Origin of the sequence: Corallococcus sp. CA047B (genome assembly GCF_003612065.1) — a bacterium.
Lineage (GTDB): Bacteria > Myxococcota > Myxococcia > Myxococcales > Myxococcaceae > Corallococcus > Corallococcus praedator.
In genome coordinates, this window is record NZ_RAWD01000126.1 from 1 (window position 1) to 25,085 (window position 25,085).

At 70.1% G+C, this 25,085-nt stretch carries 21 protein-coding genes and 1 pseudogene; 19 read left to right on the plus strand and 3 right to left on the minus strand.

What is annotated here, in order from left to right; all coding sequences use genetic code 11:
• Positions 1–436: 436 nt before the first annotated feature.
• The 7 genes from D7X74_RS20275 to D7X74_RS20305 all read left to right on the plus strand — a co-directional run bounded on the left by D7X74_RS20275 (position 437) and on the right by D7X74_RS20305 (position 10,320).
• A complete protein-coding gene (locus D7X74_RS20275) occupies positions 437–1,411 on the plus strand; it encodes a hypothetical protein (RefSeq protein WP_120534632.1) in 975 nt (324 codons plus the stop codon).
• Between the two features lie 308 nt (positions 1,412–1,719).
• Positions 1,720–2,697, plus strand: coding sequence for a sensor histidine kinase (locus D7X74_RS20280; RefSeq protein WP_120534633.1), 978 nt, complete (start codon positions 1,720–1,722; stop codon positions 2,695–2,697).
• 50 nt (positions 2,698–2,747) lie between these two features.
• Positions 2,748–3,578: a sterol desaturase family protein gene (locus tag D7X74_RS20285; protein WP_120534634.1), complete on the plus strand. Its 831-nt coding sequence runs from the start codon at positions 2,748–2,750 to the stop codon at positions 3,576–3,578.
• Positions 3,579–3,705: 127 nt separating this feature from the next.
• Complete coding sequence (locus D7X74_RS20290) at positions 3,706–5,229, plus strand: FAD/NAD(P)-binding protein (protein WP_120534635.1); 1,524 nt, start codon at positions 3,706–3,708, stop codon at positions 5,227–5,229.
• Positions 5,230–5,386: 157 nt separating this feature from the next.
• Complete coding sequence (locus tag D7X74_RS20295; RefSeq protein WP_120534636.1) at positions 5,387–6,673, plus strand: hypothetical protein; 1,287 nt, start codon at positions 5,387–5,389, stop codon at positions 6,671–6,673.
• Between the two features lie 107 nt (positions 6,674–6,780).
• Positions 6,781–9,009 (plus strand): hypothetical protein, encoded by a 2,229-nt coding sequence (locus D7X74_RS20300; RefSeq protein ID WP_120534637.1) that lies wholly within the window; start codon positions 6,781–6,783, stop codon positions 9,007–9,009.
• 156 nt (positions 9,010–9,165) lie between these two features.
• The gene (locus D7X74_RS20305; RefSeq protein ID WP_120534638.1) at positions 9,166–10,320 is read left to right on the plus strand and encodes a bestrophin family protein; all 1,155 of its coding nucleotides are present in this window, start codon (positions 9,166–9,168) and stop codon (positions 10,318–10,320) included.
• A gap of 5 nt (positions 10,321–10,325) precedes the next feature.
• Here D7X74_RS20305 and D7X74_RS20310 read toward each other — a convergent pair whose 3' ends face one another.
• Complete coding sequence (locus D7X74_RS20310) at positions 10,326–11,114, minus strand: 2-keto-4-pentenoate hydratase (protein WP_120534639.1); 789 nt, start codon at positions 11,112–11,114, stop codon at positions 10,326–10,328.
• Positions 11,115–11,309: 195 nt separating this feature from the next.
• On the opposite strand from D7X74_RS20310, the gene D7X74_RS20315 reads away from it, so the two are divergent.
• The 9 genes from D7X74_RS20315 to D7X74_RS20355 are packed head-to-tail and all read left to right on the plus strand — an operon-like array spanning position 11,310 to position 19,196.
• On the plus strand, positions 11,310–12,752 hold the full coding sequence (locus D7X74_RS20315; RefSeq protein WP_120534640.1) for an aldehyde dehydrogenase: 1,443 nt from the start codon (positions 11,310–11,312) through the stop codon (positions 12,750–12,752).
• Between the two features lie 25 nt (positions 12,753–12,777).
• On the plus strand, positions 12,778–13,206 hold the full coding sequence (locus tag D7X74_RS20320; protein ID WP_120534641.1) for a RidA family protein: 429 nt from the start codon (positions 12,778–12,780) through the stop codon (positions 13,204–13,206).
• 1 nt (position 13,207) lies between these two features.
• Positions 13,208–13,732, plus strand: coding sequence for a 3-hydroxyanthranilate 3,4-dioxygenase (gene nbaC / locus D7X74_RS20325; protein WP_120534642.1), 525 nt, complete (start codon positions 13,208–13,210; stop codon positions 13,730–13,732).
• Complete coding sequence (locus tag D7X74_RS20330; protein WP_120534643.1) at positions 13,729–14,745, plus strand: amidohydrolase family protein; 1,017 nt, start codon at positions 13,729–13,731, stop codon at positions 14,743–14,745. The genes nbaC and D7X74_RS20330 overlap by 4 nt, the downstream gene beginning before the upstream one ends.
• Positions 14,742–16,022, plus strand: a complete 1,281-nt coding sequence (gene kynU / locus D7X74_RS20335) for a kynureninase (RefSeq protein ID WP_120534644.1) — start codon at positions 14,742–14,744, stop codon at positions 16,020–16,022. The genes D7X74_RS20330 and kynU overlap by 4 nt, the downstream gene beginning before the upstream one ends.
• The gene (locus D7X74_RS20340; RefSeq protein WP_120534645.1) at positions 16,009–17,388 is read left to right on the plus strand and encodes an NAD(P)/FAD-dependent oxidoreductase; all 1,380 of its coding nucleotides are present in this window, start codon (positions 16,009–16,011) and stop codon (positions 17,386–17,388) included. The genes kynU and D7X74_RS20340 overlap by 14 nt, the downstream gene beginning before the upstream one ends.
• Positions 17,366–18,103 (plus strand): SDR family oxidoreductase, encoded by a 738-nt coding sequence (locus tag D7X74_RS20345; protein WP_120534651.1) that lies wholly within the window; start codon positions 17,366–17,368, stop codon positions 18,101–18,103. Before D7X74_RS20340 ends, D7X74_RS20345 begins: the two co-directional genes overlap by 23 nt.
• 32 nt (positions 18,104–18,135) lie before the next feature.
• On the plus strand, positions 18,136–18,618 hold the full coding sequence (locus D7X74_RS20350) for a hypothetical protein (protein ID WP_120534646.1): 483 nt from the start codon (positions 18,136–18,138) through the stop codon (positions 18,616–18,618).
• A complete protein-coding gene (locus D7X74_RS20355) occupies positions 18,615–19,196 on the plus strand; it encodes a hypothetical protein (RefSeq protein ID WP_120534647.1) in 582 nt (193 codons plus the stop codon). The genes D7X74_RS20350 and D7X74_RS20355 overlap by 4 nt, the downstream gene beginning before the upstream one ends.
• Positions 19,197–19,259: 63 nt before the next feature.
• On the opposite strand, the gene D7X74_RS20360 is transcribed toward D7X74_RS20355, so the two are convergent.
• Positions 19,260–19,610 carry a hypothetical protein gene (locus tag D7X74_RS20360; protein ID WP_120534648.1) on the minus strand — a complete coding sequence of 117 codons (351 nt, stop codon included), beginning with the start codon at positions 19,608–19,610 and terminating at the stop codon, positions 19,260–19,262.
• Between the two features lie 205 nt (positions 19,611–19,815).
• On the opposite strand from D7X74_RS20360, the gene D7X74_RS20365 reads away from it, so the two are divergent.
• Positions 19,816–23,025 (plus strand): TonB-dependent receptor, encoded by a 3,210-nt coding sequence (locus tag D7X74_RS20365; protein ID WP_120534649.1) that lies wholly within the window; start codon positions 19,816–19,818, stop codon positions 23,023–23,025.
• A gap of 45 nt (positions 23,026–23,070) precedes the next feature.
• Positions 23,071–23,820, plus strand: a complete 750-nt coding sequence (locus D7X74_RS20370) for a hypothetical protein (protein WP_233595235.1) — start codon at positions 23,071–23,073, stop codon at positions 23,818–23,820.
• Here D7X74_RS20370 and D7X74_RS20375 read toward each other — a convergent pair.
• Positions 23,792–24,508 carry an HAD family phosphatase gene (locus tag D7X74_RS20375; protein ID WP_120534652.1) on the minus strand — a complete coding sequence of 239 codons (717 nt, stop codon included), beginning with the start codon at positions 24,506–24,508 and terminating at the stop codon, positions 23,792–23,794. The genes D7X74_RS20370 and D7X74_RS20375 overlap by 29 nt on opposite strands.
• A gap of 234 nt (positions 24,509–24,742) precedes the next feature.
• On the opposite strand from D7X74_RS20375, the pseudogene D7X74_RS20380 reads away from it, so the two are divergent.
• Positions 24,743–25,085: pseudogene (locus D7X74_RS20380) on the plus strand (sigma-54-dependent Fis family transcriptional regulator); the annotation flags it as partial.

The following is a 25,085-nucleotide window of genomic DNA, read 5'->3' on the forward strand; positions in this document are numbered from 1 at the left end:
GGCGGATGTCGCTCACGCCCACGTCCACCTCTGCCTCCACCATGGCGAGGCGGAAACCCGGGGCGAGGACGGGGAGGCCGAGGTGGTAGGGGGACCTGTCACCCATGTGGCTACCTGGAACGTCCGCGATCCGGACGGCTTCGCCGTGACCCCTCCGGCTTCGCGATTCCTCGAGGGCCCACCCTCGCAGTGAGTTGTCCTCCCCTCACCCCACCCCGATCGTCCTTGTGGTGACAGGCCCTCCAGAGGCCTACTGAAGGTCGCGTCAGGATTCAACTCACACGGTATTTTTCTGAAGACGCGGTATTTCTTTCCCCCCACAAATGCGTCACGATTCCCCTGTCTGACAGTTTCAGCGACTTTCTGGATGAAAGCCTGGACTGCCTGACATCCTGGAAGTCGTTCATCCGACTTCCCTTGAGCGGGAGCCCCCTACATGCGCCTCACCCCTGCTTTTCAGCCTGGAAGTGGATGCAGCGAGTGGTGGAACCGGAGTGCCTCACGCCAACCCCTGAAGGCGTTGTTGCTGACGGGTGCGTTGTTGGCCGTGGTGGGTTGCGGAGGGACGGCACCGGAAGCCACCCTGGATGAGGCGTGGGTGTTGGCGTCGGCGGATCAGGCGCAGGCGGTGGACAACGGCCTGTCGACGAATGGCCTGTCCACCAACGGCCTGTCGACGAACGGCCTGTCCACCAACGGCCTGTCCACCAACGGCCTGTCGACGAACGGCTTCAACGACTGGTTCAACGCGAACGCGGGCACGTCCCCGGCGCTGATGGCGTACATCGTGAAGTGCGCGGTGCCCGCCGGCCAGACGCGCGCGTACCAGAACGCGTCCACCGGGGAGAAGTACACGTGGCAGGGCAGCCTGGGGCTCGCGCCGGGCTGGGCGTCCGGCAAGCCCGCGACGGTGGCGGAGCAGCAGGTGGTGAGCGCGTGCCTCGCGGCGCACGCGAACAAGTACGGCCTGCACATCTCGCTGTCGGTGCTGGGCCGCACCGCCGAGGGCACGGCGCTGGCGTACTCCTCCGAGGAGCTGTCCACGTTCAACGCGAAGGAGGCGTGCTTCTTCGGCAACCTCTTCACGACGGAAGGCCTGTTCGCGGCGCGCGATCGCGAGTTCAGCTCCGCGGAGAGCACCACGCGCGCCTGCGGCCTGTCGCTGAAGGCGGACAGCTGCGCCCCCATCACCAACGTGGGCGCCTGCTCCCAGTTCTGCACCAAGGCCGACCCGAGCCAGCCCTACTACACGCAGTGCACGTACAACGGGAAGACGTACCCGACCCTCACCACGCGCGTGCAGCCCCAGGAGCTCTTCCGCTGCGGCGACGGCACCTGCCAGTTCACCGAGCACTGTGGCACCGGCCTCACCGCGGACAGCTGCAAGGCCGACTGCGGCACCTGCTCCTAGTCTCACCCGGTTTCACCAAGGCACCGGGCACGTCAGGCCTCCCCCAGGGCCCGTGCCCGTGCATCCGGGCGTGCGGCGCTTCCCACCGCGCGCCCGACCCCAAGCCCCCACTCCCGATTCCCGACTCCCGCCAGGGGGTGGCGACGGTGCACGAATCCGCGCCTGTCGAATCCCCGGCGTCACGTACCCCCGCGCACCTTGCCCGGCACCGGACGGCGGTGTTGGATGCCCTTCGCGCAGGCCGGTCCGCCGCAGGGGACCACCGCCACGAGGAGCGGTAACGGCCGCGGGTGTTGGAGTGGGCCGCGATGACGGTACGAGCGAAGGTCGGACGGTTGGCGGCGATGACGCGGCGGCGGAGCACCCTGCGACAGGCCTTCCACGGGCTCGGCACCGGCGTGCGTCCCGGACCGGGCGCGCCCCGCGCGGACAATCACCTGCTGGAAGAGACGGTGCGCGAGCGGACCGCGGCGCTGGAGGCCGCCAACGCGAAGCTGTCCAGCAGCCTGGAGCAGCTCCACGCCACGCAGGCCCAGCTGCTCTTCGCCGACCGGCTCATCGCCCTGGGGCGCATCGCGGCGGGTGTAGGTCATGAAATCAACAATCCGCTGGCCTTCATCCTGAGCAACCTGGAGTACATCCACCAGGAGCTGCAGCAGAAGGAGCGCCTGTCGGAGCAGGACCGGCAGGAAATTTTGGAGGCGCTGGCGGAGACGCGCGACGGCGCGGAGCGGATCCGCCTCATCGTGAGGGACCTGCAGACGCTGTCGCGCGCGGAGGACGTGGGCAGCGGCCCCGCGGAGCTGGCGGCGGTGGTGCGCACGGCGGCGAAGATGGCCATGCACGAGTTGCGGCACCGCGCGCGCCTGGTGGTGGAGTGCGACGGCGTGCCCCCGGTGCAGGGCAACGGCTCCCGGCTGGGCCAGGTGTTCTTGAACCTGCTGCTCAACGCGGCGCAGTCCATCCCCCCGGGCAACGCGGAGGCCAACGAGGTGCGCGTGGTGGCCCGCCCCGATGCGCCCGGCCACGTGCTGGTGGAGGTGCGCGACACCGGCTGTGGCATCGCGCCCGAACACCGCGAGCGCATCTTCGACCCCTTCTTCACCACCAAGCCGCTGGGCGTGGGCACGGGCCTGGGGCTCGCGGTGTGCCATGGCATCGTCACCTCGCTGGGCGGGACGCTGACGATGGAGAGCTCGCCCGGCCAGGGCAGCATCTTCCGCGTGTGCCTGCCGGTGGCGGGGGCCTTCGTACAGACGCCCCGTTCTCAGGCAGACTGGACCTGACGGGCGTCCCCTTCCGGGCGTCCCGGTGCGTGGCGCGTGCGAGGTCCGGGATGCCGCTGAACCCCTCCCTGCTGGTGTTGGCCCTCACCGTCCTGATCATCTCCGGGCTGGTGAAGCTGCTGACCGTCGTCCTCGGCTGGCTTGCCTGGCGCACGCGCGCCGCGGAGCGCCTGCGGGTGTACCGGCGCGAACTGGCGGACGGGCAGCTGCGCAGCGAGGCGTGGGCGGCGCTGGGCGTGGTGCTGGCCGACGCGGCCATCATCGCCGGCTTCCTCTATTGGACCGGCCCGCTGCACGCGCCGTTCAGCCTGCCCGCCGCGCTCTGGACCTACGCGTGGATGTTCGTGGGCTACGAGGTGTGGTTCTACGCGACGCACCGGCTGATGCACCTGCCCCGCTTCTACCGCTTCCACGCGCAGCACCACGTGGCCAAGGTGACGGAGCCGCTCACCGCGCTGTCGTTCTCCGTGCTGGAGCGGGGCGTCCTGATGGGCGGAGGGCTGTGCCTGCACTACGCCGCGCTCCACCTGATGCCGGGCACGCAGGCCGGAATCATCGCCTACATGCTCACCAACTACGCCCTCAACGCGGTGGGCCATGGCAACACGGAGTGGCTGCCCAAGCGCTTCGTGACGTCCTGGGTGGGCCGCATCTTCTTCACGCCCACGTTCCACGCGCTGCATCACGCCCGCTACCAGGGCCACTACGGCCTCTACACGGTGCTGTTGGACCGGTGGTTCGGCACCACCTTCGAGGACTATCCACAGGTGCACGCCCGCGCCCGGGACGGCGAGGGCCTCACGCGCATGGGAGAGCGGCTGCCCCTGGCCCCATCGCCCGCCGCCCCTGCCGCCGTGCCCGGGGCGCCGCAGACGCTGTGAGGTCCGCGCGGCCCCGACGTCCCACGGTGGGCCCCGGACTTCATCCGGCGGCGGCTGACGGACATTGGGCCCGGGACGGGCGTTCGGGAGGGGTGTCATCCGGGGGGCCCGGCCCTACAATCGTGCGGTGAACTTCCGGCAGGACGTGATCATCATCGGCGCGGGTGCCAGCGGAACGCTGCTGGCGGCCTGTCTCTTGCGCGGCGCCCGTTCGCCGCTGCGCGTGACCCTGGTGGAGAAGGGGGAGCGCATCGGGCGGGGGGTCGCGTACTCCACCACCAGCTCCCGCCACCTGCTCAACGTGCCGGCCGGCCGGATGAGCGCCTGGGTGGAGGATCCCGAGCACTTCCTGCGCTGGCTGCGCGTGGCGGCGCCGGACACGCCGCCTTCCGCGTTCGCCGAGCGCCGTCGCTATGGCCAGTACCTGGAAGCGGTGCTGACGGAGGCCGCGCAGCGGGCCGCGTCCGGGGTCCTCCTGGAGACGGTGCACGACGAGGTGACGGCGGCGGTGGACACGGGCGACGGCGTGACGCTGTCGCTCGCGAGCGGCGGAACCCTGGAGGCGCGGGGCGCGGTGCTGGCCCTGGGCAACGCGCTGCCCGCGGACCTGCGCGTTCCGGACGGAGGGCTGTACGCGAGCGCCCGCTACCACCGCTCGCCTTGGGCACCCGGAGCGCTGGAAGGCATCGGGCCCGAGGAGTCGGTGCTGCTCATCGGCGCGGGCCTCACCATGGTGGACACGGTGCTGTCGCTGGAGGAGCGCGGCCACCGGGGCCGCGTGCATGCGCTGTCCCGGCATGGCCTGCTGCCCCATGTGCACCGCGTTTCGGGAGCGAAGGCGCCCGCCGCCGCGGAGCCCCTGCGCATCCGGGAGCTGCTGCGCTCGGTGCGCCGGGAGATGGACCGCTGTCGCGACGCGGAGACGGCCCATCACGCTACGGCGCCCCGGGACGAAGGCGCGGCGCCGTTCAGCACGCTGCGGATCCGCGACGTGCTGCGCGCGATGCGCCAGGAGGTCGACGCGCAGGTGGCCGCGGGCGCGGACTGGCGCGCGGCGGTGGACGCGCTGCGGCCGGTGACGACGCCCCTGTGGCAGCGGCTGACGGACGCGGAGCGCCAGCGCTTCCTGCGCCACCTGCGCACGCAATGGGAGGTGCACCGCCACCGCATGGCCCCGGAGATCCACGCAGCGCTGGAGACCTGGAGGCGCGAAGGGCGGCTGGTGCTGCACGCGGGCCGCGTGCTCGGCTTCGACCTGGAGCCGGACGCCGTGACGGTCCGCCTGCGCCCCCGGGGACAGCGCGAGCCCCAGGTGCTGCGCGTGGGCCACGTCATCAACTGCACCGGCCCCGAGTCGAGCCTCTCCTCGCGCAGCCAGCCACTGCTGCGGGGACTCCTGGAAGCGGGGCAGGCGCGCGCGGATTCGCTGGGCATGGGGCTGTCCACGGCCGGGGACGGCGCGGTGCTCGACTCGCGTGGCCGTCCGTCCTCCCACCTGTTCACCCTGGGGCCGCCCCGTCGCGGGGACCTCTGGGAGACCACCGCCGTGCCGGAGATCCGCGCCCAGGCGCGGGACCTGGCGGACCACCTGCTGCGACACCTGGGCCTCACTCGCACCGCGTCCGTGCCCCTGTCGGGCGCGTCCTCCTGAACAGACCGCTCGGGCCTGCCCGGTAGCTGACCTGACAGGCGTCATGACCTGGAAGCCAGGCTTCCCCGCTGGAGGGGCAATGGCTCGGCCGTGCGGGAGGGTGTGGGGCCCGGGGATTCGTGCGACATTCCAGCCCCCCTCCTGGAGTTCCCCCCTGATGGCCCTGAAACGCCCCCTCCCCGCCCTCATGGGAGGCGTGTTGCTGTTCATCCTCGTGAGCCTCGGGGTGCTCGCGGCCTGGCGCCTGCGCACCGACGACCTGGAGGCGCGGCTCGTGCTGGAGGTGAACACGCTGACGCACGCCGAGCACCCGCGTCCGGCGCATGTCACCCCCACACGGGCCGGCACCTTCGGCACCGCCCTGGCACAGTTGATCCCCGCGCTGGTGCGACCGGAGCGCGCCGCGCCCGTGGCCACCCAAGAAGACGCCGCCCGTTGCGAGGCCGTGACGGAGGGGCGCGCTCCCGTCGCGGACCTGCCCACCGCGTGCCGTGAGGCGCTGGAGCAGGGCCGGCCCCTGATGCGGCAGGTGCTCGCCGCCACCCATGCGGAGTCGGGCGGGCTGCCGGAGGAGCTGCGGCCGCTGTCCGGGCCGGACGTGGCCCGGCGGGATGCGCTCGCACAGGCGCTGCGGCGGGTGCTGGAGCAGGCGGCGCTGGAGACGCGGTTGCTGGTGGCCGGCGGCGACGCGGACCTCGCGGTGGACACCTGCGTGGACGCGCTCGCGCTCAGCCGGGAGCTGGCCCTGGGCGGTGGGCTCGTCGGGCAGCGGCTGTCCGTCAACGGCTACGCGCGCACGTGGCGGGCCTGCGCGGATGCGCTCGACGCGGCGTCCGTGGTCCGCAAGCGACAGGCAGCCGCGCAGCTCACCCGGCTGCACGAAGGCTTTCCTCCGCCGTCCCTGACGCTGCACGAGGAGTCGCTCGCCACGCAGCTCACCACCTTCCGCGACCTGATGTCCGACGATGCCCGCTCCCTCCTGCCCCCCTCCTGGACGGACGCCCCTTCCCTGCCGGGCGCCCTGTCGCGGCGGCTCCGGTGGCGGCAGTGGGTGACGGACTCGGACCGCCTGCGCGCCGTGGTGGATCAACCCGCGGAAGCGCGCCGCCGTGCGATGGGCGCCCTGGAGGCCCAGAAGGCCCGGGAGCACCTCCGCCAGGAAGAAGCCCCGGCGACGCGCCTGGCCTCCGAGGACCTGGAAGCGCTGGAGCTGCGCGCGCTGCGCTCCGAGGCGCTCATCGCCCTGGCGGAAGTCGACGCGACCCGGGCGGAGAAGGGCCAGTGGCCCAAGACGCTCGCCACGAAGACGCCCTCGCTCGTGCTGGAGTCGGTGGATGCCTCCCAGGCCGTCATCCGCTCGTGCGTGCGGGGTCTGACGCCCGAGGCCCTCCTGGTGAACGCCGACGCCCCGACCACGCCCCAGCAGGCCCGCGCACGGCCCTGAAGTCCTCCGTCCTCCAGGGGATCGTCCGCGCCCGCTGCACGTCCGGCCTCCACGGACAGTGCGGCCATGTACGATGGGACTTTCCGTGACCGCGGGAGACATCTGTCATGGCCTGGAAGCTGGTGCTGCTGGACGAAGTGTCGAAGGTGCTGCCGGACGCGCCGCTCAAGGGCTCCGACATCCGGGTGGAGCTGCCGAACGCCAGCTACGCGCTGCCCTCCGGCCAGAAGCTGGGCCCGCTGACCTTCGCGTTCGACGTGTCCGCCAAGGGCTTCATCGAAGGCTATGACGCCCCGGCGGACGTGGACGCGGCGGGCGTGGTGGGCGAGGCCTCCAGCACCCCGGAGCGGCTGTCCCCGCCGCTCGTCTTCGGGGACGACCAGGCGTGGCTCAAGTACGCGGTGGAGGCGCGCGTGAAGGCGGAGGTCGGCTTCCCGCTGCCGTACGTGGCGCTGGCGGCCAACGGGGACGTGCGCGTGCTGCTGGCGGACTACCACCGGCACACCCAGGACACGAACGCGAGAGCCGCGCTGAAGGCGAACGCCGGTGAACTCCGGCTGCCCCTGCTCACGTCGTCGCTGGAGAAGCTGGGCGTGGGGGACGCCATCTCCTTCCAGGCGCGCGGCGAGCTGTCCGTCACCGCGACGCTGGACTGGGCGGACGTCTACACGACCAACCTCCAGGCGCTGACGAAGCTGCTGTCCGCCAGCACGATGGTCGCCTTCGAGGCCAAGGCGGGCGCCACCGTGTCCGCGAAGGTGAAGGTGACGGACGACTACGCGGTCATCTTCTCCCGCCCGGAGGCGGGAAAGATCCGCGTGCAGGTGAAGAAGGTCGTGGCGCGCGAGGCGGGCGTGACGGCCGACCTCCACGTGGAGGCAAGCCTCACCGACCCGGCCGCCGTCCTCGCGCAGGTGGAGCACATCCTCGAAGGGCTCCTGTCGGTGCCGCTCGCCACCTTCGAATCGCTGATGACGAAGCTGGAGACGCACACCCTGTCGGAAGCCGAGACGAAGGTGCTGCGCATCGTGCTGGACCGGCTGGGCTTCCAGGAGCTGGAGGCGGCCCCCACGGCGCTGCGCACGGCGTGGGAGAAGCTGCGCGCGGATGCACGCACGCGCGTCCAGGCGCTCGCGGAGGCGAAGTTCGCCGCCGGCTTCCGCTACGAATACCTGCGCCTGCGCGAACAGACGACGCTGCTCTCCACCGTCTGCACCGATGCGCAGGCCCAGGCTCTGCACCCGATGCTGGTGGGCGGCGACATGTCCCGCGCGATGCAGCACATGCAGACCCACAACATGGTGCTGGAGCAGTGCCTGCTCAAGGAGGTCTCCAAGGAGTCGCAGGCGTGGGGCTTCTCGCTGCGGCTGGGAAGCTGGGCGATGGGCGGCAACGACGAGCGCAGCCTCACCCAGGTGGTGCAGCGCAACAGCCTGGAGAGGGAGGCGCCCCAGCGCATCTCGTTCCTGGGCGTGCGCCGCTACACGGGCACGCTGTTCACGCCGTACGCGCACTGGACGGCGGACTTCAAGGCGGACATGTCCGAGTTCCGCAAGTCGCCCACCGTGGCGGACTTCGACCTGGGCCTGTACCTGATGCTGCGCCGCGACGCGCGCAAGCGCGGCGAGGACGACCTGCGCCAGTCCGTGGACGAGGCCATCATCTGGGGCGCGCTGGATGACGCGGAGGAGGAGGAGGTCCTCAAGCGCATCCGCGCGGCCTCGGGCGGCAAGGCCATCGAGACGCGGGTGGAGCTGAAGCTGGACAACCGGACGCTGCGCGACGTCATCACCCACTCGGCGGACCCCGACGCGCCCACCGTCTTCGCACGCGCGCTGGCCCGGGCGCTGCCCTGGTACTCCGTGCCGTGCCGCGACCGTCCCACCGTGCGCGAGTCCGTGTACGCGGGCCTGTGGCGCGCGTACCTGGACCAGAACTGGTCCGCGTCCGACGCGGCGAAGACGGCCGCCGCGACGCTCAAGAACCATCCGCTCGTGGGGCTCTTCGCGTACACGGAAGGACAGCTGGGCAACAGCATGCTGACGTTCGCGGAGGTCATCCAGAAGAACCCCGGCACGGTGTCCAAGTGGCACGACCTGCGCGCGGGCCTGCTGGACCTGCGCAACAACGAGCAGCGCTCCCCGGCCGTCTTCTCCGGCGCGTTCAAGGCCCTGTCGCAGTCCTGGGCCCAGTCCTTCCACCTGAAGGCGACCGGCGCGTTCTTCCTGGAGCTGGCGGCGCGCGGCGGCAACGGCCTGGCGACGGTGGAGCGCACCTTCACCGTGACGGTGCCGGACACCGGCGTGAGCATCGTCTTCTCCAAGTCGCGGGCCTGAGCGCTTTCGTTGGGTTCCGCACGCTCCCCAGGCGTGCGGAACAGCGCTGGCCCGGACGGCGGACGCGGAAGTAACGCGCCGCATTGCCAGTCTGGCGGTGCGGCACTACATCCCGGGCCGCACCGGGCTCTCTCCCCGGCAAGGAGTGCCCGCGCGATGATCGTCGGTCGGATGTTGTCCTGGCGCATCGTCCTTCGCTACACGGGCGTGCCCGTCGCGGTCCACGTCGTCCTCGCGCTCGCCATCGCCCTGGGCTACGAGGTGATGGGCGCGAAGTGGCTGTCGGTGCCCGCGCTGCCGGTGACGGTGCTCGCCGCGGCGCTGGGCGTGCTGCTCGCCTTCCGCAACAACTCCGCCTACGAGCGCTGGTGGGAGGCGCGCACCATTTGGGGCGGCATCGTGAACTCCTCCCGCACCCTGGCCCGGCAGGTCATCACCTTCCTGCCCGCGCCCCGCTCGCATCGCAGCGACGGCACCCTGGAGACCCCCTCGTCCGCGTCGCGGCTGGTGCAGATGGCGGTGCAGCCGGAAGGCCCCGCGCTGTCGCCCGCATGGTCCCAGGTGGGCGACGGCGCGGTGCGAGACCAGTTCGGCAAGGCGCGCGACCTGCGCAAGCCGGGCACCCCGCGCGCGAACCTGGCCACGTTCGAACATCCCCCGTCCGACTGGAGCCATCCCCGGGGCGTCATCACCGGCGTGTTCGAGGGCATCACCGAGGATGCCCGCGAGCTCATCTACGCGCAGATCGGCTTCGTGAACGCGCTGCGCTGCCACCTGCGCAGGCAGGACCCCTTCCCGGAGATCACCCCGTACTTCCGCCCGTCGATGCTGGAGGCGCTGCGCGACGAGCAGAACGTGCCCTCCGCCATCCTCCTGTGGATGTCCACGCGCATGCGCCGCGTCTACAGCGACATCGAGCACCCGGAGAAAGTCTACCTGCGCGTCGCCATGGACGAGACGCTCACGGACCTGACCAACCACCTGGGCGCGTGCGAGCGCATCAAGAACACGCCCCTGCCCCGTCAGTACGACATCCTTCCGCACGCCATGGTGCGCGCCTACCTCGCCATGCTGCCCCTGGGCGTCGTCGCGGACCTGGGCGTGCTCACGCCGCTGGTCACCGCCATCATCGCGTTCCTCTTCATCGCCATGGACGCGGTGGGCCGCGACGTGGAGGACCCCTTCGAGGACGGCGTCAGCGACACGCCCATGACGGCGCTGTGCCGCACCATCGAAATCAACCTGCGGCAGATGCTGGGCGAGACCGAACTGCCCCCGCCCCTCCAGCCCAGGGATGGCGTGCTGTACTGACGGCCCTACTCCCGCGCCGTCACCTCCACCGTGCCCAGGCCGTCCACGGTGAGCTTCACGTGGTCGCCCGGCTTCATGAGGTACGCGGCGGTGGCCGCGCCCGACAGCACCAGGCTCCCCGCGGGCAGCACCTCGCCGCGCTCCGCGAGCAGCGCGCACAACTGGATGAGGGACACCACCGGGTCGCCGGAGATGGCGTCCGAGCGCGCCTCGCCCTCCACCTTGCCGTTCACCTCCATGCGCATCTGGAGCTTCGTCAGGTCCAGGTCGCGCACGCCGCGCTCGGTGGTGCCGGGCACGAACAGCGACGACGACGCGTTGTCCGCCACCACGTCCGGCAGGCTGAAGTACTTGAAGCCCACGAAGCGCGAGTCCAGCACCTCCATCGCCGCGAACACCGCCGAGCACGCGTCCAGCACCTCGTCGCGCGTCACGGTGCCCTTCAGCTCCTTCGACGTGCGAAAGGCGATCTCCGGCTCGATGCGGGGGTGGATGCCCGCGCCCACGTGCACCACGCCGCCCGCCGGCACGAGCATCCGGTCCGTCAGCACGCCGAAGATGGGCGAGCCCAGGTTCATCTGCTGGCGCTTCGCCTCGGAGGTGAAGCCCATCTTCAGGCCCACGCGCCGCTCACCCTGCGCCTCGCGCAGCCGGATGCCCTGGGCCTGCACCGCATAGCCGTCCGGCACCGACAGGTTCGGGTGCGCGTGCGTCAACGGGGGGATTTCGCGCCGCTCGCGCCGCGCCGCGTCCAGGGTCTGTGCCAGGGTCATCACATCCGTCGTCGAGGTCATCTCCGGATCCTTTCTCTGCCCAACCTGTAATTCCACCGGCCAGGTTCACGGGCGGAATGGGGGCGGCAGCATCCGGGAGGCACGACGGCCGCGCAAGCGAGCGCCAACCGACGGATGCGCTCGGAATCCTGGAGGAGGCGGACGGGCGCGGCATAGATTGCCGCGCGTTCCCGTCTCCCCCAGGAGGGCGCTGCCTTGGAAAAGGTCCTCAACTACATCGGTGGCGAGCTGGTGCCCGCGAAGGGCGGCCAGTGGCTGGACAAGCCGGAGCCCGCGACGGGCGCGCTGTACGCGCACGTGCCGGACTCGCGCGAGGAGGACGTGCACTCCGCCGTGGAGGCGGCCCGCCGGGCGTTCCCCGCCTGGTCCGCGCTGCCGGCGACGGAGCGCTCGCGGATGCTCCGGCGCATCGCGGGGCTCATCCACGAACGCCTGGACGCCTTCGCCCGGGCGGAGTCCATCGATACGGGCAAGCCGCTGTCGGTGGCGCGCACGGTGGACATCCCGCGCAGCGTGCTCAACTTCGAGTTCTTCGCCGACGCGGCGACGCAGTTCGCAAGCGAGGCGCACGCCATGGACGGCGTGGCGCTCAACTACACGCTGCGCTCGCCGCTGGGCGTCGTGGGCTGCATCTCGCCGTGGAACCTGCCGCTGTACCTGCTGACGTGGAAGATCGCCCCCGCGCTGGCGATTGGAAACTGCGTGGTGGCGAAGCCGTCGGAGGTGACGCCCATGACGGCGTTCCTCCTGTCCCAGGTGTGCCGCGACGCGGGCCTGCCCCCGGGCGTGCTCAACCTGGTGCACGGCCTGGGGCCGAACGTGGGCGGACCGCTCACGCGCCACCCGGACGTCAGCGCCATCTCCTTCACCGGCAGCACGCGCACCGGCGCCGAAATCGCCCGCGTGGCCGCGCCCGCCTTCAAGAAGCTGTCGCTGGAGATGGGCGGCAAGAACCCCAACGTCATCTTCGCGGACTGCGACTTCGACGAGGCGCTGTCCACCACGCTGCGCTCGTCGTTCGCCAATCAAGGTCAGATCTGCCTGTGCGGCCCGCGCATCTTCGTGCAGCGGCCCCTCTACGCGCGCTTCAAGGAAGCGCTGGTGGCGCGCACCCAGGCCCTCAAGGTGGGGGACCCGCTGGTGGAGGGCACGGACCAGGGCGCGCTGGTGTCGCGCGAGCACTTCGAGAAGGTGCTGGGCTACATCGACCTCGCGAAGCAGGAGGGTGGCCACGTGCTCACCGGCGGCCGGCGCGCGAAGGTGCCGGGCCGCTGTGAGCAAGGCTGGTTCGTGGAGCCCACGCTGGTGGAGGGCCTGTCGTCTTCGTGCCGCACCAACCAGGAGGAGATCTTCGGGCCGGTGGCCACGCTGATGCCCTTCGACGACGAGGAGGAGGTGCTCGCCTGGGCCAACTCCACGCGCTATGGCCTGGCCGGCAGCGTGTGGACGAAGGACCTGACGCGCGCGCACCGGTTCGCCTCGCGGCTGCACAGCGGCATCGTCTGGGTGAACACCTGGATGCTGCGCGACCTTCGCACGCCGTTCGGCGGGGTGAAGGACTCCGGCGTGGGCCGCGAGGGCGGCTGGGACGCGCTGCGCTTCTTCACCGAACCCAAGAACGTCTGCATCAAGCTGTGAAGCCCTGCTGCCCCTGGAGCAACGCGTGAGCGCTGGCGAGCGGATCGATTCGAAGAAGGCCCCGGAGCCCGTCGGGCTCTACCCGCACGCGCGCCGTGTGGGCAACTTGTTGTTCCTCTCCGGCGTGGGCCCGCGCGAGCGCGGCAGCAAGGCCATCCCCGGCGTGGAGCTGGATGCGGAAGGAAACATCGTCTCGTATGACATCGAGACGCAGTGCCACTCGGTGTTCCGCAACGTGCGCTACATCCTGGAGGACGCGGGCTCGTCGTGGGACCGGCTGGTGGACGTGACGGTGTACCTCACGGACATGAAGAAGGACTTCCCCACGTACAACCGGCTGTGGGCGGAGTACTTCAAGGACAGCCCTCCGTGCCGCACCACGCTCGAAATCAACCGGCTGCCCACGCCCATCGCCATTGAACTGAAGTGCATCGCCACCATTGGAGACGTGTGACATGGGACGACTGACCCCCATCAACTTCAAGAAGTGGATCGACGAGCACCGGCCGCTGCTCAAGCCGCCCGTCGGCAACCAGCAGGTGTGGGCGGACCGGGACTTCATGGTCACCGTCGTGGGCGGTCCCAACGCGCGCACGGACTTCCACGTCAACGAGGGCGAGGAGTTCTTCTACCAGCTCGAAGGCGACATCACCCTGCGCGTCATCGACGAGGGGCAGGTGCAGGACATCCCCATCCGCGAGGGGGAGATCTTCCTGTTGCCGCCCAAGGTGCCGCACTCGCCGCAGCGCCCCGCGGGCACGGTGGGGCTGGTGCTGGAGCGCCGCCGTCAGCCGCAGGAGCTGGATTCGTTCCTCTGGCTGTGCCCGAAGTGCGGCGTGAAGCTCTATGAGGAATCGCTGCACGTCACCAACCTGGTGACGCAGTTGCCGCCGGTGTTCGAGCACTTCTACGGCGACCCGGAGCACTGCACCTGCAAGCAATGCGGCACGAAGGTGACCCGGGGTGGTGCGCCCAAGTGAAGGTCGACATCCACACGCACCTCCTGCCCCCGGAGATGCCCCGCTTCGCCGAGCGCTTCGGCTACGGCGGCTTCATCACGTTGGACCATCACGCGCCGTGCCGCGCGCGGATGCTGCGGGATGACGGGAAGTTCTTCCGCGAAATCGAAAGCAACTGCTGGGACCCCCAGCAGCGCGTCGTGGAGTGCGACGCGCACGGCGTCCAGGTGCAGGTGCTGTCCACGGTGCCGGTGCTGTTCAGCTATTGGGCGAAGCCCGAGCACGGCCTGGAGGTGGCGCGATTCCTCAACGACCACCTGGCCTCCGCGGTGGCCACGGCGCCCAGGCGCTTCGTGGGCCTGGGCACGGTGCCGCTCCAATCCACCGACCTGGCGGTCAAGGAATTGGAGCGCTGCGTGCGCACGCTGGGCTTCGCGGGCGTGCAGATTGGCAGCCACGTCAACGACCTGAACCTGAGCGACCCGGCCCTCTTCCCCTTCTTCCAGGCGGCGAGCGACCTGGGCGCCGCCGTCTTCGTGCACCCGTGGGACATGATGGGTGAGGCGAAGATGGCGAAGTATTGGCTGCCGTGGCTGGTGGGCATGCCGGCGGAGGTGTCGCTGGCCATCTGTTCGCTCATCTTCGGCGGGGTGATGGAGCGGCTGCCCAGGCTGCGGCTCGCGTTCGCGCACGGCGGCGGCGCGTTCCCGGGCACGATTGGCCGCATCCAGCACGGCTTCGAGGTGCGCCCGGACCTGGTCGCGGTGGACAACCCGGTGGCGCCGCGCGACTACCTGGGGCGCTTCTGGGTGGACTCGCTGGTGCACGACGCGGAAGCGCTGCGCGCCATCGTGAAGCTGTTCGGCGCGGACAAGGTGGCGCTGGGCAGTGACTATCCCTTCCCGCTGGGCGAGGACCGGCCCGGCACGCTCATCGAATCCCTGACGGACCTGGAGACGCCGGTGCGCGAGCGGCTGCTCTTTCGCAACGCCCTGGAGTGGTTGGGGCGCTCGCACGAGGACTTCGCACCATGACGGCCCCTGTTGTCTACGAGAGCACCGACGCCTTCGCGCACACCCTGGACGCGCAGGATCCGCTGCGGCCCTACCGCGACGAATTCCTGCACGTTGCCAGCCCCTCCGGGGCCCCGGCCATCTACCTCGCGGGCAATTCGCTGGGCCTCCAGCCGCGCAAGGCGCGCAAGTACGTGCAGATGGAGATGGAGGACTGGGAGCGGCTGGGCGTGGAGGGCCACGTGCACGGCCGTCACCCCTGGCTGCCGTACCACGAGCTGCTCACCGAACAGGTAGCGCGGCTGGTGGGCGCGCAGCCTCAGGAAGTCGTGGTGATGAACACCCTGTCGGTGAACCTGCACCTGATGATGGTGTCGTTCTACCGACCCACGCGCGAGCGCTTCAAGATCCTCATTGAAGGCAACGCCTTCCCGTCGGACCAGTACGCGGTGGCCTCCCAGGCGCGCTTCCACGGCTACGACCCGAAGGAGGCCATCGTCCGGCTGATGCCGCGCGAGGGCGAGGAGACGCTGCGCCCCGAGGACATCCTCGAAGCGGTGGAGCGGCACGGGAAGGAGGTCGCGCTGGTGATGCTGGGCAGCGTGAACTACCTCACCGGGCAGGCGTTCGACATCGGGGCCATCACCCGCGTGGCGCACGCGCAGGGCTGCAAGGTGGGCTTCGACCTGGCGCACGGCGCGGGGAATCTGAAGTTCGCCCTGCACGACGACGGGCCGGACTTCGCGGTGTGGTGTTCGTACAAGTACCTCAACGGCGGGCCGGGAAGCCTGGGCGGCGTGTTCGTGCACGAGCGGCACGCGCACTCGCCGGAGCTGCCGCGCTTCGAGGGCTGGTGGGGCCACAACAAGGCCACCCGCTTCGAGATGGGCCCCACCTTCGACCCGCTGCCGGGCGCGGAGGGCTGGCAGTTGTCCAACCCGCCCATCTTCCAGTTGGCGGCGCTGCGCGCGTCGCTGGAGCTGTTCGACAAGGCCACGATGGAGGCGGTGCGCGCGAAGAGCGAGAAGATCACCGGCTTCCTGGAGTTCCTCCTCAACCGGCTGCCCGGCGGGTTCGTGACCATCACCACGCCGAAGGATCCGAAGCAGCGCGGGGCGCAGCTGTCCCTGCGGTTCAAGGGCGAGCCCAAGCGCCTGCTGGGGCGGCTGTCGGCGGCGGGCATCATCTGCGACTTCCGCGAGCCGGACATCATCCGCGCCGCGCCCGCGCCCCTCTACAACACGTACCTGGACGTCTTCCGCTTCGTGCGGACGCTGGAAGCCCATGCCCTCGAATGAGCCGAAGCTGACGGTGGTGGGAGCGGGCCTCGTCGGCTCGCTGCTGTCCCTGTACCTGGCCCGCCGGGGCCACACGGTGGAGGTGCTGGAGCGCCGGCCGGACATGCGCCGCGAGGCGCTGGACGCGGGGCGCTCCATCAACCTGGCCATCTCCACGCGCGGCCTGCATGCGCTGCGGCAGGTGGGGCTGGAGGAGGAGGCGCTGAAGCACGCCATCCCCATGCGCGGGCGGGTCATCCACCCGGTGAAGGGGGAGCTGGCGTACCAGCCCTACGGCAAGGACGACTCGCAGCACATCAACTCGCTGTCGCGCGGGTGGTTGAACCAGTTCCTGATGACGCAGGCGGAGGCGACGGGGCGCGTCAGCATCCGCTTCCGGCAGCGGGTCACCCAGGCGGACGTGTCGGCGGGGACGCTGACGGTGCTGGACGAGACCACGGGTGAGACGCGCGAGGTGCGCGACACGGTGGTGTTCGGCACGGACGGCTCCGGTTCGGCGGTGCGACAGGCGTTGCAGCCGCAGGCGACGCAGGAGCCGCTGGGGCATGGGTACAAGGAGCTGACGATTCCGCCGGGCCCGGGTGGAAGCTTCCAGATGGAGAAGCACGCGCTGCACATCTGGCCGCGCGGCGCGTTCATGCTCATCGCGCTGCCCAACGAGGACGGCAGCTTCACCTGCACGCTGTTCCTCCCGTGGAAGGGGCCGCTGAGCTTCGCGAGCCTGGAGACGCCCGCGGCGCTGGAGGCGTTCTTCCAGGAGCAGTTCCCGGACGCGAAGGCGCTGATCCCCGGGCTGGTGGAGGAGTTCTTCGCGCGGCCCACCGGGCACATGGTGACGGTGAAGTGCGCGCCCTGGCGCGTGGGTGGGCGCACGCTGCTGCTGGGCGACGCGGCGCACGCCATGGTGCCCTTCTACGGGCAGGGGATGAACTGCGGCTTCGAGGACTGCGTGGTGCTGGACGCGCTGCTTGCGAAGCAGCAGGACTGGGAGGCGGCGTTCCAGACGTTCGAGGCGCTGCGCAAGACGAACGCGGACGCCATCGCGGACATGGCGGTGGAGAACTTCATCGAGATGCGCGACAGCACGGGCGACCCGCGCTTCCTGTTGGAGAAGGGCGTGGAGAAGGTGCTGCTCAATGCGTTTCCGGGGGAGTTCGTCAGCCGCTACTCGCTGGTGAGCTTCAGCCGGGTGCCCTACCGGCTGGCCTACGAGGTGGGCGTCATCGCGGGCGGCATCGTGGCGGAGCTGTCGCAGGGGCTGAAGCGCCCCGAGGACGTGGACCTGGACGCGGCGGCGAAGCTCATCCGCGGCCGGCTGACCCCTTTCATGAAGGAGCACGCGGATGGATTTCGGCCTGAAGGGTAGACGGGCGCTGGTGACGGGAGCGTCCTCGGGACTGGGGCGCGCCATCGCGGAGACGCTGGTGAAGGAGCGCGCGACGGTGGCCATCTCCTCGCGCGGCGGGCAGAAGCTCGAGAAGGCGGCGAAGGAGCTGGGCGCGGCGCTGGCGGTGCCGTGTGACCTGACGCAGGCGGGCACGGCGCGCGAGCTGGTGCGCGAGGTCACGGAGAAACTGGGCGGCCTGGACGTGCTGGTGGTGAACGCGGGCGGGCCTCCGGCGGGCGGCTTCGAGGCCATCACCGGAGAGCAATGGCAGACGGGCTTCCAGAGCCTGTGGTTGTCCACGGTGGATGCGATTCAAGCGGCGCTGCCGGGCATGAAGGCGCAGGGCTGGGGCCGCATCGTGCTGGTGACATCCACGGCGGCGCGCGAGGCGATGAACAACCTCACGGTGTCCAACGGCCTGCGCGCGGGATTGCTGGGCCTGGTGAAGAGCCTGAGCAATGAAGTGGGGCCGTATGGCATCACGGTGAACGCGGCGCTGCCGGGCTACCACGCGACGGACCGGATGAAGGACCTGGGCCTGTCGGATGAGAAGGTGGCGCCGAACATCCCCGCGCGGCGGCTGGGAAGGCCGGAGGAGTTCGCGGCGCTGGTGACATTCCTGGCGTCGGAGCCGGCCGCGTATATCAGCGGACAGTCCATCGCCTGTGACGGTGGAGCGCTGCGCGGATTCTGAGGTGTGCTCCGTGTCTTCCCGGGGGGGAAGACATGGACGCGACGGTACGTGCGCGGGCGGTGCTCGCGGTGGTGTCGTGGTGGATGACGGGCTGTATGGCCACGGGCACCATCGTGGAGGGCAGGCTTCAGCCCCAGCACTTCAAGTTCGTCAACATCGTGGAGCAGACGGGGCCCGGGGCGGGAGGTTGGCGGGAAGCCTGTGTCCGGGTGCCGCTGCGGCGCGACACCGGCGAGGTCTACCCGTGCCAGCTCGGGATCGGACTTCCCATGCAAACAAGCCGCATGGGCCCCATTCCGCTGCCGCTTGCCCAACGTATTTCAGCGGACTGCGCGAACCTGGCGGCGCAGACGGTGTTTCGTGCGGTCACCCCCACGACCCCGCTGGGACTTGCCTGCGAGGAGTTCAGGGGCACCTACACTCTCGCGCTCTCCGAGGCCATCGTAGGCTCGCGCGTATCGAAGACGTGTCGGCGCGAAACCATGCCTGTCGAGCCCAGGTTCCAGAAGCCATGACGCCTTCCACCGAAGAGTTGATTGCGATTGCGCGTCATTACTGGCGTGCGGATGACCTGTATGACTTCCGGATTGAGCCCAGTCCTGAATTCGAGCGCTTCGAGGCGCTCTGGAACGAAAAGCTCAAGGAACTGGACCGCTGGAGGGCCTTGCTCAACCAACTCAGGAGAGCGCTCCCTGAATGCACCGTCGGCGACTACATGGCGGCGTCGGTGAATGGATGTTTCGGCGTCCTCGTCTACCCTCCGCGAGTGGAGGTCCTACACCGCACCCAGTTGGCCTGGACGGTTGTCGGGTACCTCAGCATCCTGGCCCCGGTCTACACCGTTCACTGTGTCCGAAGGGAGTTCCAGGGGACGCACCTCAAGGACTCCCAGGTGTTCCTGAAGCCCATTCCCCTGGAGTTGCAAGGCATCGCGGAGGCCATCGCCCAGCGCATCGAGGCGGACTACGGCGCCACCGCCCTTCCGCTCGACATCGCCCAGACGCCCGTGCCCCTCTACGTCCACTTCATGAAGCCCCCCCGGACGACCCTCTTCCACGCCCTCTTCTCTTCCGAGCCCGAGAACATTCCCTGACCACCGGAGGGGTACGACGGGAGCCCGCTGGGACTGCACGGGCTCCCGCACGCGTCAGGACGCTCAGCCGCCCTTGACGACGTCTCCGGCGCGGGACTCGCCGCTGGCCGTCACGCTGGCCGTGGTGAACTGGGACGCGAAGTGGCTCAGCAGCGTCTCCAGGAAACGCCCGTGGTACGCGGCGTAGGCCTCCGTCGAGATGGCCTTGTCCTTCTGCGCGCTGATGGTGAAGACCACGCCCGCCCCCGGCACCAGTGTGGGCCGGAACCACGCCTGGTTCGCCAGCGACGCCTCGGAGGACGTCACATCGCCCTCGGCGTCATAGGCCCAGCCCGCCACCTTCTTGGAAGCCACCGCGCTCTTGATTCCGTCAATCAAGCCCTGCGGGTCCGTCGTCGTCACGAAGATCGCCATGTGTGCGTACTCCTTGGTTGGGTGTCCGAGACCTTCAACCCGCTCGCCGGAACGATCCAGTTCCTGGAAGCGGGGCCGTCCCTCCCCTTTGCGACGCACCGGGTCGGGCATTCCCCGCACTAACAGACCAGCCGGATTGTTTGTAGCTGGTGGATTTCTCACGTTTTGCGACAAAGTGCGCCGCCTTCGCCGGGAGGGGCATTCCGTGTCCAGACGCAACCGTGTCAACCGTGGGCTGTGGCTCGCGGTGCTGCTGTGGGGAACCGGGGCTTTCGCCCAGGGCAACTCGGTCATCACCGGGACCCTGACGAACGCCGCGAACAAGAGCCCGCTGGAGAACGTCGTCGTCACCGCCACCTCTCCCCAGCTCCAGGGCGAGCGCACGGTCGTCTCCGACAAGAGCGGCCTGTACCGCATCCCCCAGCTGCCCTCCGGCACCTACCTGCTGCGCTTCGAGTCCCAGGGCTTCAAGCTCTACGAGCGCGGCGGTGTCCTCCTGCGCATCGACCGCACCATCCGCCTCAACGCCGAGCTGCTCCCCGACGAGGGCCTCACGGAGAACGTCGAGGTCGTGGGCGCGCCCCCCAGCGTGGACGTGGGCTCCAGCGCCGCGGGCGTCACCGTGGACCAGGACTTCATCCGCAACATCGCCGTCATCCGCCCCGGCACCAAGGGCTCCGCGTCCCGCTCCTTCGAAGGCCTGGCGGAGCTGGCCCCCGGCGCCACCGAGGACCGCTACGGCGTGAGCATCAGCGGCAGCAGCTCCCCGGAGAGCCAGTACGTCGTGGACGGCCTGTCCGTGAACGACCCCGGCGTGGGCACCCTGGGCACGCCCCTGTCCGTGGAGTTCGTCAAGGAGGTCAACATCATCACGGGCGGCTACATGCCGGAGTACGGCCGCTCCACCGGCGGCGTGCTCAACGTCGTCACCAAGTCCGGCTCCAACGAGTTCCACGGCTCCGTCTTCGCCAACATGGCCCCGGGCTCCCTCCAGACGGCGGGCACCGTGGTGCGCCGCGAGGGCAGCGTCATCTCCGCGCAGGGCAGCGCCCACAACCTGGGCGACTTCGGCTTCGACCTGGGCGGCCCCCTGCTCAAGGACAAGCTCTGGTTCTACGTGGGCGTCGCGCCGTCCTTCAACCGCATCCAGGTGGACCGCCAGCTGTCCACCTTCGAGATCTGCACGGGGGAGGACGACAACGGCTGCAAGAAGGCAGGCGACCGCCGCAAGGACACCACCACCGGCTTCTCCCAGGCGACGCCCATCGAAGGCACCCAGGTCAGCCGCTTCGCCGACGAGCGCTCCATCCAGTACCTGGGCAAGCTCACCTACAACTTCAACCAGGACCACAGCCTCGCGGTCTCCGTCTTCGGCACGCCGCGCTCGTCCGGTGGCACCAACAAGTACGCCTTCAGCGACGACGGCGAACCGGAGGTGTGCACCAGCCTGTCCTGCACCGGCTTCGTGCAGGGCGCCTATGAAGCCATCGCCACCCGGCGCGAGAACAGCGCGCTGGACCTGGTCGCGAAGCAGACGTCGTCCTTCTTCGACAAGAAGCTGCTCGTGGACGCGACGCTCGGCTGGCACCACCAGGCGGACTCCATCCTGCCCTCGGACGGCTCCGGCCTGGGCTCCGGGAAGGGCCTGTCCGCGCAGTCCAACATCGCGTGGCGCCGCACCCGCAACCCCGGCCCCCACACCATCGACGAATTCGAAGCCCTGCCCGACCCCAACGTCTGCGGCACCACCCCCGCCGAGCGCGCCCTGCGCTGCCCCGTCACCGCCTATTCCACCGGCGGCCCCGGCACCATCAGCATCCAGCGCCTGGACCGCGTGCAGGGCAAGGTGATGGGCACGTACCTGCTGGAGGCCCTGGGCCACCACATCCTCAAGGCCGGCGCGGACATCGAGCGCATGAGCTTCTACAACAACCGCGCGCGCACCGGCCTCACCCCCTGGCAGGAGTGCACCGACGGAAGCTGCTTCTTCAGCATCAACCAGTACGGCTACCTGGAGGCGCCCGACCAGCCGGTGTTCCTGGCCAGCAAGGAAGGCACCTCCACGTCCACCACCGTGGGCGGCTTCATCCAGGACAGCTGGTCCATCCTGGACAAGGTCACCGTCAACGCGGGCCTGCGCTACGACGTGCAGACGCTCTACGGCCTGGACGGGGAGGTGGGCCTGCACCTGCCCAACCAGTGGTCCCCGCGCCTGGGCGTCATCTACGACCCGACGCAGGCGGGCCGCGCGAAGCTCTTCGCCAACTACGCGCGCTTCTTCGAGAACGTCCCCCTGGACATGGCGGACCTGTCCTTCCCCCAGCAGCAGCTCCTGTCCGCCACCTACAACGCGGCCGCGTGCAACCCGTCGCAGGAGGAGTCGCTGCGCACCGGGTGCACCCTGGACGCCAACCGCAGGCCCCTTGGCAACCGCGAAAACCCCAACCAGCTCTGGGACGCTCAGGGTGGAGACCGCGTGCCGGTGGATCCGCAGATCCGCGCCCAGTCCGCGGACGAGTTCGTCCTGGGCGGTGAGTACGAGCTGCTGGCGTCAAGCCGCGTGGGCGCCACGTACACCAAGCGCTACCTCAACGACGTCATCGAGGACATGAGCCGCGACGACGGCAGCACCTTCTTCCTGGGCAACCCGGGCAAGGGCTACTCGACGGACTTCCCGCTGGCCAAGCGCAAGTACGACGCGGTGAACCTCTACTTCCAGCGCGCCTTCACCAACGGGTGGCTGGCCCAGGCCAGCTACACCTGGTCCACGCTGCGCGGGAACTACTCCGGCCTGTTCCGCGCGGACACCGGGCAGCTGTCCCCCAACCTCACGCGCGACTTCGACCTGGTGACGCTCACCATCAACCGCGACGGCCCGCTGCCCGGGGACCGCACGCACGCGTTCAAGGTGTTCGGCGCGAAGGAGTTCTTCATCACCCCGCGCACCAGCATCAACGTGGGCGGCAACTACCGGGCGCGCTCGGGCACGCCGCTCAACTACCTGGGCGCCAACCCGCGCCGCAGCGGTTCGGAGACCTTCATCCTGCCGCGCGGCAGCGCCGGCCGGCTGCCCTGGGTGCACGGCGTGGACGGCCACGTGGGCCTCAGCCAGCGGCTGGTGAAGGACTCCGTGCTCACCGTGTCGCTGGACGTCTTCAACCTCTTCAACTTCCAGCAGTACACGGACGTGGACCAGACCTTCACCACCGCGCGCGTGTACGCCATCGAGCAGGGCGGAACGCCGGACAACCTCACCGCCTGCCTCGACAAGACGCCCAACGAGAACTGCCAGGTCTTCACCGCGACGGCGACGAGCGTTCGCATCACCGAAGCGGACGTCAACCCCAACTTCAAGCGGCCCACCGCCTACCAGGCACCGCGCTCCATCCGCCTGGGCGCCAAGCTGAGCTTCTAGGCCCCGCGCCCGACAGAAAGGACACCCGCGATGAAGCTTCGATGGATGGCAATCAGTGGAGGCCTGGCGGCCGCGGTCGTCACCGCCGGCGCCTGTGGCAGTGAACCGGTGGCCCCCTGCGTGGTGGGGCGCGCCGTGTTCGAGAGTTCCACCGGCTCGTTCGCCACGACGTATGAGCTCAAGGCCGGGCAGAACCCGGACCTCGTCTGCGCCCGGCTCAAGCCGGAGCCCCTGGGCCTGCAGAAGTTCTTCAACCCGGACCCGAAGGCCCCTGACACCGTGGGGGTGCGCAGCGCCCGGCTGGGAAACCTCCTGCGGGACTTCGCCTCGCGTCTGTCGGATGCGTCCAAGGCCAGCGCCACGGCGGTGGGGCCCTTCGCCTCCGAGACGCCGGGGGAGGACCGCTTCTGCACGGTGCCCCAGCTCACCCCCACGCGACTGGACGTGACCGAGGCCCAGGCGCCCGACGGGGGCATCCTGCCCGCGCAGGAGTTCGGCTACACGTGGAGCAACCTGCGCATCTACAACACGCCGGAGATTCCGGGCACGCAGTTCACCTCGGACCTCGTCTACACGGAGAACGGCTGCACCGCCGAGTACACCGTGAAGGGCATCTGGCCGGTGGTGTCGTGTCAGGGCGCGGATGGCGGACCGGACGAGGCGAAGTGCGACCCGTACGCGGACTACGACGCGGGGCGGCTGCGCGGCTCCGGCATCAACCCGCTGTTCCCCGTGAAGTGCGACCCGGACGTGCGCATCTGCGTGCTCACGGGTGAGGTGCCATCAGCTCCCTGAAGGCGCCGGCGCTTCCGGGACGCAGGGGCGCGGGCAGGTCCCGGAAGTCCTTCACCAGGAAGTCCGGCTGCTCGCGCACCAGGATGTCGCGCGGGAACGACGTGGCGACGGCGACACACGCCGCGCCCGCGGCCCGCGCGGCCCTGAGGCCCGCCACCGCGTCCTCGAACACCACGCACCCGCCAGGCGCGACCCCCAGCGCGGAGGCCGCCTTCAGGTACACCTCCGGATGCGGCTTGCCCCGGGTGACGTCCGTGGAGGTGACGCGCACCGGGAACAGGTGCTGCAGCCCCACGCGCTCCAGGGCCAGCTCCGCGTTGTCCGCCAGCGCGCTCGTGCCCAGCGCCCAGGGCACGCCCGCCTGCCCCAGCGAGCGCAGGTAGGCCCCCACGCCGGGGACGGCGGACACCGGCTCGTGCTCCAGCAACCGGTGGAAGGCCATCTCCCGGTCGTACGTCAGCGCCTCCACCTCCTCGTCGCTCAGCGCCGCGCCGAACCACGCGCGCAGCGTCTCCCCCGCCCGCCGTCCGTTGGTGGCGAGCAGCTCCTCCCGCGTGGGCGTGTAGCCCCGCTCGCGGGCGAAGTCCTCCCAGACGCGGTAGTGCAGCTCGGTCGTGTCGATGACGACTCCGTCCAGGTCGAAGAGGACGGCGTCGAAGGGAGCGATGTTCGAGGTCGATGGAGACATGGAGGCTCGGGCTTTCTCGAAGATCCACACGGCAGGCCCTTCAACCCTATTCACGGGGTGGACCCGGGGCGCGGCATTCGCCCCTCACGGCGGTGCCTACCGTGCGGGTAGGCGGGGGGCCGGCCGCCGGCCCGTCCCATCGAAAAGCACCGTTCCCAGTGAAGGAAGGGGCGCACAGGGCTCGCCTGGTCGCTCCAGGCCCAGCCTGCCCGTTGTAGGCTTCACCGGAGGTCCATGTCGCCCCCCAAGAACCCCGCTGAATTCTCGACGACCGCCGTCCGCACGCAGGGCACGCCCACGCAGGCGGCCCATGCCGTGCCCGCGCTGACCATCATCGGTCACGCGCAGCCGCAGCGCATTGGCGAGCGGCTGCTGCTCGAAGGGCTCCTGTCCGACGAGCGCGCCGTGGCGCTGTCGCGCAACGCGCCGGACTTCAGCCGCCCGGGCGGCGTGCTGTCGCTGCCCCTGGGGGATCCGTTCCTGAGCCGCACCCCGGTGCGCTTCGAGCCCGGCCTGCGCGGCGGCGTCCGGCTGCGGGTGCCGGAGGACGGGACGCCGGTGCTGGTGGGCGGGGAGC